The sequence below is a fragment of the Myxococcus sp. AM011 genome (genome assembly GCF_013372595.1).
Lineage (GTDB): Bacteria > Myxococcota > Myxococcia > Myxococcales > Myxococcaceae > Myxococcus > Myxococcus eversor.
This window is the reverse complement of record NZ_JABXEM010000010.1, coordinates 32,816-45,803: the sequence shown is the minus strand read 5'-3', so window position 1 is coordinate 45,803 and position 12,988 is coordinate 32,816. Positions and strand designations below refer to the sequence as shown.

General features: G+C 67.5%; 9 protein-coding genes. 4 read left to right on the top strand and 5 right to left on the bottom strand.

Annotation, left to right across the window (positions count from 1 at the left end; all coding sequences use genetic code 11):
* Positions 1 to 85: 85 nt before the first annotated feature.
* Entirely contained in the window at positions 86 to 766 is a 681-nt protein-coding gene (locus HUW62_RS03760; protein WP_163865690.1) for a TetR/AcrR family transcriptional regulator, read from the bottom strand.
* A gap of 236 nt (positions 767 to 1,002) precedes the next feature.
* On the opposite strand from HUW62_RS03760, the gene HUW62_RS03755 reads away from it, so the two are divergent.
* The 4 genes from HUW62_RS03755 (at position 1,003) to HUW62_RS03740 (ending at position 7,692) form a co-directional block, all read left to right on the top strand.
* Complete coding sequence (locus HUW62_RS03755) at positions 1,003 to 2,196, top strand: efflux RND transporter periplasmic adaptor subunit (RefSeq protein ID WP_176433576.1); 1,194 nt, start codon at positions 1,003 to 1,005, stop codon at positions 2,194 to 2,196.
* Positions 2,197 to 2,208: 12 nt separating this feature from the next.
* The gene (locus HUW62_RS03750; RefSeq protein WP_176433575.1) at positions 2,209 to 5,340 is read left to right on the top strand and encodes an efflux RND transporter permease subunit; all 3,132 of its coding nucleotides are present in this window, start codon (positions 2,209 to 2,211) and stop codon (positions 5,338 to 5,340) included.
* Positions 5,341 to 5,516: 176 nt separating this feature from the next.
* Complete coding sequence (locus HUW62_RS03745) at positions 5,517 to 6,941, top strand: pectin acetylesterase-family hydrolase (RefSeq protein ID WP_176433574.1); 1,425 nt, start codon at positions 5,517 to 5,519, stop codon at positions 6,939 to 6,941.
* Between the two features lie 202 nt (positions 6,942 to 7,143).
* Complete coding sequence (locus tag HUW62_RS03740; protein WP_217911101.1) at positions 7,144 to 7,692, top strand: hypothetical protein; 549 nt, start codon at positions 7,144 to 7,146, stop codon at positions 7,690 to 7,692.
* A gap of 237 nt (positions 7,693 to 7,929) precedes the next feature.
* Here HUW62_RS03740 and HUW62_RS03735 read toward each other — a convergent pair whose 3' ends face one another.
* The 4 genes from HUW62_RS03735 to HUW62_RS03720 all read right to left on the bottom strand — a co-directional run bounded on the left by HUW62_RS03735 (position 7,930) and on the right by HUW62_RS03720 (position 12,970).
* Positions 7,930 to 8,808 carry an SGNH/GDSL hydrolase family protein gene (locus HUW62_RS03735; RefSeq protein WP_176433573.1) on the bottom strand — a complete coding sequence of 293 codons (879 nt, stop codon included), beginning with the start codon at positions 8,806 to 8,808 and terminating at the stop codon, positions 7,930 to 7,932.
* A 117-nt stretch (positions 8,809 to 8,925) separates the two neighbouring features.
* Positions 8,926 to 10,059 (bottom strand): STM4014 family protein, encoded by a 1,134-nt coding sequence (locus HUW62_RS03730; RefSeq protein ID WP_176433572.1) that lies wholly within the window; start codon positions 10,057 to 10,059, stop codon positions 8,926 to 8,928.
* Between the two features lie 6 nt (positions 10,060 to 10,065).
* Entirely contained in the window at positions 10,066 to 11,427 is a 1,362-nt protein-coding gene (locus tag HUW62_RS03725) for a WGR domain-containing protein (RefSeq protein WP_176433571.1), read from the bottom strand.
* Between the two features lie 46 nt (positions 11,428 to 11,473).
* Complete coding sequence (locus HUW62_RS03720; RefSeq protein WP_176433570.1) at positions 11,474 to 12,970, bottom strand: hypothetical protein; 1,497 nt, start codon at positions 12,968 to 12,970, stop codon at positions 11,474 to 11,476.
* Positions 12,971 to 12,988 lie beyond the last annotated feature (18 nt).

Genomic DNA, 12,988 nt, shown 5'->3' with positions numbered 1-12,988 from the left:
TTGATTGCACCCCGGCTCAACTCGCATGGGGGCTCACATTCTCGCCACCGAGGGGAAAGGGGCCTTCGTCGCGCGCTCCCCGGGGCTACTGCTCATATTTCCGTCGAGGCGCGGCGGACCGGTGGGGCGGAGGGCGCAAGGCCACGGGCTCGGGGCGCAGATAGCCGAGCACGAGCGCGCACAGCTCCTCCGGGAACGGCTCGTTCGTGAGGTAGTCGGGGCGGTCCACCCCCGCGGCGTGGCAGAGCGCCTCCAACGTGTGGACGATGATGAAGACCGCCATGTCCAGCTCGCGCGGCCGGATGTCCTCCAGGCGCGCCGCGAGGAACGCCCGCACCAGCCGGAAGAGCTGTTGCTCGAACGTGTCCACGTATCCCAACGGACGCAGCACGGGCAGCAGGGCATACCGGAGCGGATCCAACTGGGGATGGAGCCGCTTGAGCGTGAGGATCTTCTGGATGATGGCGCGGACCGCCACGTTCAGCGACGCGGAGGCGGAGTCGTGCAGCGCCGCCTCGAACCCCGCGAGCCACTGGGCGCCGTGGTGCTCCAACACCGCGAACACCAACCCCTCCTTGTTCGGGTAGTACTGGTAGAGCGAGCCGATGCTGACCCCGGCCTCCTGGGCAATCCGGTTGGTGCTCGTGGTCTCGTAGCCATCACGAATGAGGATGCGGGCGGTGGCCGTGAGGATGGCGTCGCACGTGGCCTGTGCCCGCTGCTGGCGAGGTTGCTTCCGACGAGTGGGGGACGCGCTGCGCGGCATCACGACTCCTTGAGCTGGAGCCGAACCATTTCAAGGAGCAGCGCTCAAGGTCCAATCGGGAAAACCCGCGCCTGTCAGACTACCGGGGGCACTTTCGTAAGTGTCCAGCGATTTTCCGCCAAGAGGTTCCACTCCGATGTGCATGCGGTTTTGGTGGCGGGAACTCGTGCATTCGGTAGAGGAAGGGCCGCGCCGAGGTCTGGCGCCCTGTTTTCATCCCCGCTCCCGAGGTTGTCATGTGGTCTCGCTCGCGCTCGCTTCGGCTGGCGCTCGTTGGTTTGTCGTCCGGCGCCGCGCTTCTGGCCGCCTGCCAGAAAGCCGCCCCTCCGCAAGAGGCCTACGGGCCGTCGCAAGTCACCGTCGTCGCGCTGAAGGCGGAATCCGTGCTCCTCACCCGGGAGCTGCCGGGCCGCACCAGCGCCTTTCTCGTGGCGGAGGTCCGCCCCCAGGTCAACGGCCTGGTCCAGCGCCGGCTCTTCACGGAGGGTGGTGTAGTCAAGCAAGGGCAGCCGCTCTACGAGCTTGACGACGCGACCTACCGCGCGGACTACGGCAGCGCGAAGGCCGCGCTGGAGCGTGCCCAGGCGACCTTGACCTCGGCCGCCCTGACGGCCAGGCGCTCGGCCGAACTGCTGCGGCTCGAGGCCGTCACCCCGTCGGACAACGAGAAGGCCGTGGCCTCGCTGGGACAGGCGGAGGCGGACGTCAAGGCCGCGCAGGCCGCGTTGCAGCGGGCGAGCGTGACGCTGGGCTACGCCCGCATCACCTCACCCATCTCCGGGCGCATCGGCAAGTCGTCCATCACCCAGGGCGCGCTCGTCACCGCCAACCAGCCGACGGCGCTCGCCGTGGTTCAACAACTGGACCCGCTCTACGTCGACCTGACCCAGTCCAGCAGCGAGCTGCTGCGGCTGCGCAAGGAGCTGAATGCCGGGACGCTCAAGAACACCGACAGCACGCCGGTGACGCTCCTCCTGGAGGACGGCAGCCGCTACGAGCATCCCGGTTCGCTGACCTTCTCCGACGTGACGGTGGACCCGGGCACCGGCAGCTTCGCGCTGCGCGTGACGGTGCCCAACCCCGACCAGTCATTGCTGCCCGGCATGTACGTGCGCGCGCTCGTCGGCAACGGGCTGCGCCAGCAGGGCATCCTCGTTCCCCAGCAGGGCATCGCCAGGGACGCGAAGGGCAACGCCTCCGCGCTGGTGGTGGGCAAGGACGGCAAGGTCGAGCCTCGCGTCGTCCAGGCCAGCAGGACGGTGGGCGACCGGTGGCTCGTCGACAGCGGTCTGGTCGAGGGTGACCGGGTGATTGTCGAAGGCCTCCAGAAAATCCAGCCGGGGATGCCCGTCCAGGCGACGGAAGCTCCACCGGCGGTCGCGAAGCCAGGGGAATCAGAGCCCCTGGTTCCCGCGAAGACGCAGGAGTGACGGGACCTTCACATGGCACGATTCTTCATTGACCGTCCGATCTTCGCCTGGGTCCTGGCGATCATCATCATGATGGCGGGCGCGCTCTCCATCACCCAGCTCCCCATCGCGCAGTACCCCGTCATCGCGCCTCCCACCGTGACGGTGGCGGCCATCTATCCCGGTGCCTCCGCGAAGGCCATCGAGGACTCCGTCACGCAGGTCATCGAGCAGAGCCTGAAGGGACTCGATGGGTTGCTCTACATGTCGGCGACCAGCGAGTCGAACGGCACGGCGACCGTCACCCTGACGTTCAAGAACGGCACCGACCCGGACATCGCGCAGGTGCAGGTGCAGAACAAGCTGCAGCTCGCGATTCCGCTGTTGCCGCAGACGGTGCAGCAGCAGGGCATCGCGGTGAGCAAGGCCGCCTCGGGCTTCCTGCAGGTGATTGCCTTCGTCTCCGAGGACGGCAGCATGGGCGGCGACGACATCCAGGACTTCGTCGCCACGAACCTGGTGGACCCCATCGCGCGCGTCCCCGGCGTGGGCAACACCCAGGTGTTCGGCACGATGTACGCGATGCGCATCTGGCTGGACCCGAACAAGCTGGACACCTACGCGCTGACTCCGAACGACGTCATCGGCGCCATCCGGGCCCAGAACCAGCAGGTCGTGGTGGGGCAGCTCGGTGGGACGCCGTCGGTGCCGGGCCAGCAGTTGAACGCCACGGTGACGGCGCAGGACCGGCTCCAGACGCCAGAGCAGTTCCGCGACATCATCGTGCGAGGCAACGCCGACGGCTCCGTGCTCCGGCTCGGAGACGTGGCCCGGGTGGAGCTGGGGTCGGAGAACTACAGCATCATCAGTCGCTACAACGGCAAGCCCGCCACCGGCATCGCCGTGTCGCTGGCCGCCGGCGCCAACGCGCTGGACACGGCGCAGGGTGTCGCCGCGGCCCTGAAGGACCTGGAGCCGACGCTGCCCAAGGGCATGAAGGCGGTGATTCCGTTCGACACCACCCCGTTCGTGCGCGTGGCCATCATGGGGGTCATCTCGACGCTGCTCGAGGCCATCCTCCTGGTGTTCCTGGTGATGTACCTGTTCCTCCAGAACTTCCGCGCGACGCTGATTCCGACGATTGCCGTGCCCGTCGTCCTGTTGGGGACCATCGGCGTGCTCACGGCGCTGGGCTATTCGGCGAACATGTTGACGATGTTCGCGATGGTGCTCGCGATTGGCCTGCTCGTCGATGACGCCATCGTCGTCGTCGAGAACGTCGAGCGACTGATGAGCGAGGAGGGGTTGTCTCCCGTGGAGGCCACCCGCAAGTCGATGGACCAGATCACCAGCGCGCTGGTGGGCATTGGCGTCGTGCTCTCCGCGGTCTTCATTCCCATGGCGTTCCTCGGAGGGGCCACGGGCGTCATCTACCGGCAGTTCTCGGTGACCATCGTGACGTCCATGGTGCTCTCCGTGCTGGTGGCCATCGTCCTCACCCCGGCGCTCTGCGCGACGCTGCTCAAGCCGATTGCCAAGGGACACCACGTGAAGGAGACGGGGTTCTTCGGCGCGTTCAATCGCGGCTTCGACAAGGGCAACGCGGGGTACCAGCGGGTGGTGCGTGGAATCCTCTCCCGGACCAGGCGCTTCATGCTGGCCTTCGTGGTGATGGTGGCGGTGATGGTGGCGCTGTTCCTGCGGCTGCCCAGCTCCTTCCTTCCCTCCGAGGACCAGGGCTTCCTGTTCGCGCTGGTGCAGACGCCCGTGGGCGCGACGCAGGAGCGCACCATGAAGGTGATTGAGCAGGTGGAGCGGCACTTCCTCGAGGACCAGAAGGACGCGGTCGCCGCGCTGTTCAGCGTGCAGGGCTTCAGCTTTGGCGGCAGCGGCCAGAACTCCGGCATCGCGTTCATCAACCTCAAGGACTGGTCCCAGCGGAAGTCGCCCGAGCTTGGCGTCAACGCGGTGGCGGGCAAGGGCATGGGGGCGCTGTCGCAGATCCAGGATGCGCTCGCGTTCGCCTTCCCGCCGCCCGCGGTGTCGGAGCTGGGCAACTCGGCGGGCTTCGTCTTCTACCTCAAGGACAACGCAGGTCAGGGCCACGAGGCGCTGACGGCCGCGCGCAATCAGTTCCTGGGCGCGGCGGCGCAGAACGGGTTGCTTGCGAACGTGCGTCCCAACGGGCAGGACGACACGCCGCAGTTCCGCATCGACGTGGATGTCGCGAAGGCCTCCGCGCTGGGGCTGGCGACGGCTGAAATCAACAACACGCTCTCGGTGGCATGGGGTGGTCAGTACATCGACGACTTCATCGACCGGGGTCGCGTCAAGCGGGTGTTCGTCCAGTCCGACGCGCCGTTCCGCATGGTGCCCGAGGACTTCAACCGCTGGTCGGTGCGCAACATGAAGGGCGAGATGGTTCCCTTCACCTCCTTCGCCAGCTCGCGCTGGGGCTCCGGCTCTCCGCGACTGGAGCGCTTCAACGGCGTGTCGGCGATGGAGATCAACGGCGAGGCCGCTCCGGGCGTGAGCTCCGGCGTGGCGATGGCCGAGGTCGAACGGCTCGTCTCCCAGTTGCCTCCCGGCTTCGGCCTGGAGTGGGCGGGGCAGTCGTACCAGGAGCGCGCGGCGGGTGCTCAGACGCCGTTGCTCTACACGCTCTCGCTGCTGCTGGTCTTCCTGTGCCTGGCGGCGATGTATGAGAGCTGGACGATTCCCACGGCCGTGCTGCTCGTGGCGCCGCTGGGAATCCTGGGGACGGTGCTGGGAAGCGCGCTGCGGGGAATGGACCGCGACGTGTACTTCCAGGTCGCCATGCTGACGACGGTGGGACTCTCCAGCAAGAACGCCATCCTCATCGTCGAGTTCGCGAAGGAGAACCTGGACAAGGGGATGGAGTTGATTGAGGCGACGCTGACGGCGGTGCGCTCGCGTCTGCGGCCCATCCTGATGACGTCGCTGGCGTTCGGCTTCGGCGTGACGCCGTTGGCGATTGCGTCCGGCGCGGGCTCGGGCGCGCAGCGGGCCATTGGCACCGGCGTGCTCGGGGGCATGATTGTCGGCACGCTGCTGGGCATCTTCTTCGTGCCGCTGTTCTTCGTCGTCGTCCAACGGGTGTTCAGCCGACGCCAGCGCGTGTCGGATACGCCGCCCGCTGGCTGAGTTCCATGCTTCCTGGCTGGAGTCCGTCCCTGGTGGCGGGCTCCAGCCTCGGAAGTAGAGTCGGGACCTCCGCGACTTTCTCGGGTGTCGCGGGTTGAAAGGGAATGCGCTCTCTTCTCTTGCTGCTCCCCGTTGTCCTGACCTGTTCCGCCTGTGGTGAGGCGGAACCTCGCCACGTGCCCCTCTCCGAGGCGGGCGTCACGGACCCGTCGCTCGAAGCCGTGGCGACGGCGTGTGTGCCTGGAGCCTCGGTATCCTGCTCCTCGCTGGCGTCCGCCTGGGCTGGAGGGACGGCCACCTGTCGGCCCTCGGGCAATGGCTACAACGTCACCGCGTGCACTCGTGCTGGCAATCCCGCGCGCCGGCTGACGGAGACGGTGCGCCCGGCGCTTCGAGATGCCCGCTGGACGGATGCCCGGTGCAATCTGGGCGACGAGTTCGTCCTGGAGGTCACCTTCCCTCCGGTGCCCCCAGGTGGAGCCCTGCCGACGCAGTGGGTGCTGCGCCTCGAAGGCGGGGGCTTCTGCGCGTTCGACAGCGAGAGTCCGCTGGGGGGCTGCGGCAATCGGGGCATCGACCTGGTGTCGTCGGTGAACCTGCCCGCGGACAGGGCGCTGCGGGAGAGCGCTCCCGCGAGCCCTGATGACTTCAGTGGCGCCATCGATGTGCTCGGCCACTACTGCTCCAGTGACTTGTGGACGGGCACGGCCCTGGATGCGCCCGACATCACCTACAAGGGGACGCGGCGGGATTGGCGCTTCACGGGGGCGCACAACGTGGAGGCGATGCTCGCCGTGCTCGTCGAGCGATATGGCCTGGATGACAACAAGGCCCTGCGAGTGCTGTGGCGGGGAGGCTCGGCGGGAGGCTTTGGTGCGTTCAACAACACGCATCGCGTGGTGAGGCACCTGCCCAAGGCCGCGAAGGCGGGGCGGCTGCTTGTCTTCCCGGGTGCCGGGTACCTGCCGCTCGACTGGAATCACCCGGACTATCCCGTGCTTGGGATTGGCTCGGGGCTGGAGGCGTTCGAGGAGCTGACGAGCATCTGGAAGTCTTCGCTCACACCGTCCTGTGTGGCCGCGCGGACGCCGGGGGACCTCGTGCATCCTCCGCACGAGTGCATCAGCGGTCCGGTGCTCTACGACATCATCACCGCGCCCGTGTCGGAAGGGGGCTTCGACCTGCCCACGCTCGTCTGGCAGAACCGCCAGGACCAGCTCTACATGTCGAACGCCGGGCTGCCGTATCTCTCCACGACGAATACCCCGGCGGAGCGCGCGGCGCGTACCGAGTGGGTGCAGACCATGAACCGGGCCATGGGAGTCACCGGCAGGAACGCCTCGTCGCGCATGAAGTGGCTCTACGCGCCGAGTGACCCTGTCGTGCTCCGTGCCAATGGCTCCGTCGAACCGAACGTGCACGGGGCGCAGCTCTACAGCAATGACCCGCCGACAGGTCCCACCCACTCACTCAACTCGGCGCTCTCGCGGTTCTGGAACACGATGCTCAACTCGGCGCCTGGGCGCGGTCGTGCCACGGGAGAGGTGCACACCTTCGATTGCAACTGGGTGCCCTCTCGCGACGCCACGGGCTGCGACTGAGCCTCGCTAGAGCGCCGATGTCGAAACGGCGCCCTGACACAGGCTCGTCGCGGTGAACGGAATGGCGCCGTTGGGTGGCGCCGCGCGACAAACGCGTCTCCTCGCGTATCATCCAGCGATGAGCGATAATCCGGTCTCGGACCGATACCATGCTTGCATCGCGCCCCTCGCGGCTTCCTCGGTGGCGAAAGCTGGTCGGTGCGTGCTGTCGTATGGCCACAATGGCGCCGACCTCGCCCGCGTACGACAGACTCTGACACTGCCCGCGGCAATCGAGCGCTTCTACGGGCGGGCTGATTCCATGCAGATCCGATGGCGTTTGCAACAAGGCGCCGCAATCGAGTACCTCGACCGCGAGATCGACATCGTTGGGGGAGAGGCGAACGTCCTCCCTGTTTCCACATGCGTCGACGGCATCGACGGCCGACGTGGAGCGGAACTACTCGACCCGTACGGCTCCTTTCCGGAGGCGCGTGAGTTGCTCGACCGCCTCGCGCCCTTCGATTACTGCGAGGGCGAGTTCGCGGTCTGCCTCGAAATGGAATCGGGCCGGGTCCTCGACCGGCTGCATTTCGTGCCACTCGACGGAGTCGGAGAGATCCGGCCGCTGCCCGTGGGCGTCGAGGACTATTTGCAGCGCGGCTTTGCCATGCGTTTCATACACCACTGGGTCGAGGCAGCATTCTTCGACAGTCCTGACTGGACGGCGTTCTCGAAGCACTATCTCGCGCAGGTCTTCGGTTCGGAGTAGGCGACCGATTACTCGCTCTTCGCCGGAAGTCGGGACGTGAAATCTCGTGAGATTTCCGTGTGCTGCTGCCGAAGGTCCGACGCGCAAGAATCCTTACACATATCGCGGGCGTTCGCGGCTTCAAGGTCATCGGCCACCGATGGGTGGGCGCCGACGGGCAGCTCGTCGTGCCGGTCATGGGCTTCGATGTCCCGCCGAGCGTGTTGGCGGTCATCGCGGAGCGCGGAAATCTGGTCATCAGTACTCGGGCTCGGCCCACGGGGCGTCTTCCTCCAGGATGGATGTCGCGTCCTCGACGAGGTCATAGGCGCGGTCAGCCAGGATTCCGTGGGCGTAGCTGGTGGGGTGGATTTCATCCCAGAACAGATACGTGTCCGGGTTGACCGCCTTGCCCTTGGCCGTGGACGTCACGTTGGTCAGCCCATACGCGGACGGGCGCGAGGTGATGTCCAGGAAGAGGGCATACACATCCATGCCGCCGAGCGTGAGGCCCGGGAACTCCGTCCGGAGCCGGGCGAGGGACTGGGCCCACAGCGTGTTGAAGTGCTGCGAGGGCGGCTGGAGCACGGCGGTGCCCAGTCCGCCCGGAATGGACAGCGCGGCGGGCGTCTTGTGCAGCGGCGGCATGTTGACCCAGAGCACGTACTTCGCGCCGGCCCGCGCGAGCAGGCGAATCTGGGACTCGATGTTGGAGACGGCCGTGGCGGCCGTGTTCCTGAGGCCCGTGGCGTCGAAGGGGTTCGCCTGGGCCCGGTAGTTGATGTCATTGCCGCCGCCCCAGAGAACATAGAGGGCGGTGGCCGACGCGGTGGGATGCGCGGTGAGATAGCTCCGGACCTGCGTCGTCATGCCGCTGGTGACGGCGCCACCCCGGGCGTAGTTCGTCCCGCCGTCATCGGAGGCCACGAGCGGAAGGGCGAGCTGGTTCGCCAGTTGCTTTACCCAGACACCCGTAATCTGACTCCTGGGATTGGAGGTCGGGCTGCTGGTGGCGATGCCATTGTTGCCGTAGTCACTGAGGCTGTCGCCAAACACGACGAGCTGGGTCTGCGCGCCCGCGTGGACGGGGACCAACACCGTCAGGACGACGGCGGCGAGGAGAAGGCGGAACGACATCAAGGAAGACTCCAGAGCAAGGATGGAACGTCTTCCTGTTTGTCGGGAGTCCGCGAAGCAAGTTTCTTGTTAGTCTCGTATTTCGTGGTTCGAATAATTTTCTACGTCACAGCGTATTCAGCCAGTCCTGAGTGCCTCGCGGATCTCCCACTCGTAAACAGAAAGGCCGTCGCGGCGCAGGCTGGGAAGCAAGTCTCCAAAGGCATTCGCCTCCACCACGCGGTGTCCGGAGAAGTACTCCTCGAACATCAGGTCGATGCCCACGTGAAGACAGTCATGGGCGCGCGCCACCACGCGGCAGCTCTCCATCGCCGCCTTCCATTCGTTGCGCGGCACCGCTGCCTGCAACTCCGCCGGCTCCCCGCGCCAGCCGCCCAGGTGCAGGTTGGTGATGGGGCCCCGGCTCTGGCGCACCACCATGAAGGCGGGCTCTCCGCGCACCGCGAGCACCCGACAGTCGAAGTAGTCGCCGTCCAGCCGTGCCTTGGGAATCGAGCGCTCCACCTGCGAGCCCTCGCGCAGCAGGAAGTCCAGCACCTCCTCCACGCGCTCTGGCTCGGTGACTCGGCGCACCTTCAGTGAGTTGTACCAACCCGTCGGCGCCTGCTCGATGGTGGTGACCAGCGACTCACGCCCACGCTGTCTGCGGAAGATGGCCAGACACGACGCCGACGAACCGCACGACACCTTCACGAAGACTTCGCGCCAGTCCTCCTCGTCCATCCGCTCGCGCAGCGACTCCACGTCCGTCACCCCGTCCAGGGGCTCCGGCACGGGCACGCCGAGCGCCGCGTACCTCCGCGAGGTGATGCGCTTGTCGAACAGGTCCGCGATGCTCGCGGTGGACTGCAACACCCTCCAGCGGGGCCGCTCCCGGAACACCGCCTCCAATTCGGAGAGGACCCGTAGGAACCCCAGGTGTCCCTGTCGCGGCGCGAGAATGCGCCCGTGGTCCTCGACGAGCGCATCCACGATGTCCGGTGCGAGCACCTGCCCGCCGTACTCCCGCGCGGCTTCATACCCGCGCTTCAGCAGCGCCTTCTCCACCTCCCAGCTCTCACCCGCGGAGTCGATGCGGACGAGGGCGTCCGTGTCGGGCAGCTCCGCGAGGAGGGCAGGGCGCTTCACCAGCTCCCGCCAGGGCACCACCCTCGCGGGCGGAAGGCCCTGGCGGGCCAGCGCGTCCTGAAACAGGGTGACGCGCCGGTTCTCAGCGTTGCCGATGAGGATGAAGTCAGCCGCCGCCGTCATGCGGCGCTACTCGCCCACCGCCGCGTAACGGTATTCCTCGTCGTAGTCACGCTGGCTGCCCGCCGCCACCGTCGCGGCCAGCTTCGCCACCAGCTTCTCGCCGGCCTTGGTGAGCGTGTTCTCCGTCACGTCCAGGTGCTTGAGGTGCTTGAAGGCCGCCGCGTTGTCCGCGAGCGTCTGCGCGCCCGTGTCAGACAGACAGCCCCTGGACAGGTCCAGCTTCTCGAGCTGGGGGAGAATCTTGGCCGTGGGCAGCACCTTCGCCAGCTCGTCCGTGAACTCCGAGTTGCACAGGCCCAGCACCTTGACGTTCGCCAGACCCTTGCCGTCGAGGATGGGCTGGATGTCCTCCAGACCGCCCTCCGCGCCGTAGTTCTCCGAGCCGAACCAGACCTCCAGCTTCTCCAGCTTCGGCCACTTCGCCGCGGCGATGGACTTCACCGCGCCCAGCGGCAGGCCGCCCGTCTCCATCGTGAACTCACGCAGCTCCGGCAGGTCAATCTTGCCCAGGTCCGCGGACCCACCGCGCAGCCGCAGCGAGCGCAGGTTGGGCAGCACCTTGTAGAGCCCGGAGACGTCGTTGATATACGACCAGGAGATCTCCGTCTCGTCCGGGTACTCGAAGTCGCCGAGGAACAGGCTGCGCAGCGTCGGCAGGCTCTTCATCTTGACGATGGCCTTGATGGGCTCGTCGTAATAGTTCTCGCCCTCCATATCCACCATGCCGATGGTGAGCGATTGGAGGAACCGCGCCGACGGGTGCGCGAGCAGCTTCGCCAGCGTCTCGGCGACCTCCAGCTCGGAGTCGTAGTCCTTCTTGCCCAGCCGCGCGTCGCGGATGAAGCCCAGGTGCCACTCCACCTTGAGCTCGTCCTCGGACCACGCCTTCGCCAGTGAGCCGAGCAGCAGCGCCTTGTGCTTCTTGATGTGCGCGTTGATCTGCCGCTTGAGGTTGGAGGCCTCGGTGCCTTCGGCCTTCGACAACGCATTCTGGAAGGCGACGAGCTCGCCGCGCGGGTCGCCCAGGCTCTGGAGCCAGTCGCCGTAGACGAGGTACGCGTCCGCGTTGTCCGGGTCCTTCAAGATGGCGGCTTCAAGCTCCGGGTTGGACTTGCCCTCGACGCTCGGCGCCTCGTCGTCCCCGTCCTCGCCCCCTTCACCGTCCCCCACCAGCTCGTAGCCCTTCTTCTCCTTCTCGCGGACGAGCTTGTCGTACTCCTTCTGGGCCGCTTCGGCGGAGTCGAAGGACTGCGTCTTCTCCTGGCCGTCGGTGTCGATGCGCCCCCAGTGCGTCGTGAAGGACTTTCCCTCGAGCTTGATCTCCCAGAACTTGTTGGAGCTGCCTTCCTTGAACTCATACCGCGGCATGGCCCGTCCTCTCCTGCGCCCAGCGTGGCGCTTCCCGGACCGGACGCTAGAGAAGCCCTCGCGCAAGCTCAAGCGTCGCGCCCGTCCAGGCCTCCCAAGGTGTCTCTCGGGGACTCTGCCCGGAGTCGGCTTCCTGGATTCCTGGCCCCCGTGACGCAGTCCCCGGGCCCACGACTTCGAGGCTCGGGTTCGACTCGCTCAAGTCCAGGTGATGCAGCCCCACCCGGGCCGGCAACTTTTGTGTGTCGAGTCGCGCTTGACGGGCCGCGTCGAGCAGCAGCACGTCCACCCGGGCCCGCTTCGATTGCGCCGCCGCGCCCTCCAGCACCTCGTCGAAGTCTCGTGGGGTGAGAATCTCCACGGTGCCTCGGGCGAGCCACTCGCGCAGCAGCAGCTCACACAGGCCGCGCTCGGCCTCCAGCGGGTGGGGCCCCTCGCCCTGCCAGGGGAAGGCAACGTGGAAGCGCAGGTCCTGGTCTCCAAGCCACGTGGACAGCCGGCGCACCAGGCACAGCACCAGTCCCAGGGCCAGCACGGCGCGCTGCCAGCGAACGCCCGGGTCCTTCACACGCGCGTCCGCGAGGCTCGGCGGAAGGACGAACGTCACCACGCGGCGGCGTCGCACCGCGAGGCTCTCGTCGCGGGTGTAGTAGAGCAGCTCGCCCTCGACGTAGCGCACGTCGAACAAGTCCAGCGTGGGTTCGTCCTCCATGTAGACCAGCTCGGAGGTGACCAGGTTCTCCAGGCTGCCCACGTTGGAGACGGAGGAGAACCCACCCTGCGGAAAAGAGGCGTCGTCCTCCATCGAGGTGGGCGCGGGGCCGGTAGACACGGAGCGCGCGCGGAGGCGGGGCGGGAGGGCGCGAGAGAGGGCCTCGGCGGCTTCCACCGCCTGCTCCAACGCGAGCCGCTGTGCCTTGCCCTGGAGGTGCTCCAGGTTCTCCAGCGTGAAGGCCTCCGCGCCGCCCAGCAGGGCACTCGCGCGCCGGGCCCCGGTGCTCAGGGCCTCGTAGCCCTGGGCCAGTTGCTCCAGCGCGGGGCCGGGCTCACGCAGCGAGATGTATCCAGATGACAACAGTTCCCCAGGTGGACGTTCGAGGACTCGCCGCGCCACGGCGGGGCTCACGGAGGTGCCGGCGGTGAAGCCCAGGCGGGAGAGGAGGCGGGCCACGAGGAAGGCCACGCCTCGGGGCCGCAGCGGCTCGGGCAGGCGGGCGAGCGCGGCGGAGACGGGTTCGAGGTGAGGCTCGGCGGCGAGCCGCGCGAGGACATGGTCGTCATACGCGCGGACCGCGGCGCGCAGGCGGGGCAGGGTGTCGGGGACGGGCAGGGAGGAGGCCAGGGGGAGGCCACAGACGAGCCGTCCCAGGTCCGCCACCAGCGCGGGAGGAGGCAGCGTGGGTGTCTCCGCGAGCGTGGCCAGGAGCCAGGGCACGCTCGTGGCGAGGGCCTCCGCGTCGAGGCCTTCCTGTCGCGCCAGGGCGAGCCCGGCGCACAACCAGCGCTCCATGTCCTGGGGGCCTCGCGGCTCCGCTGCTGCCATGCGTCCTTCCTGTATCAC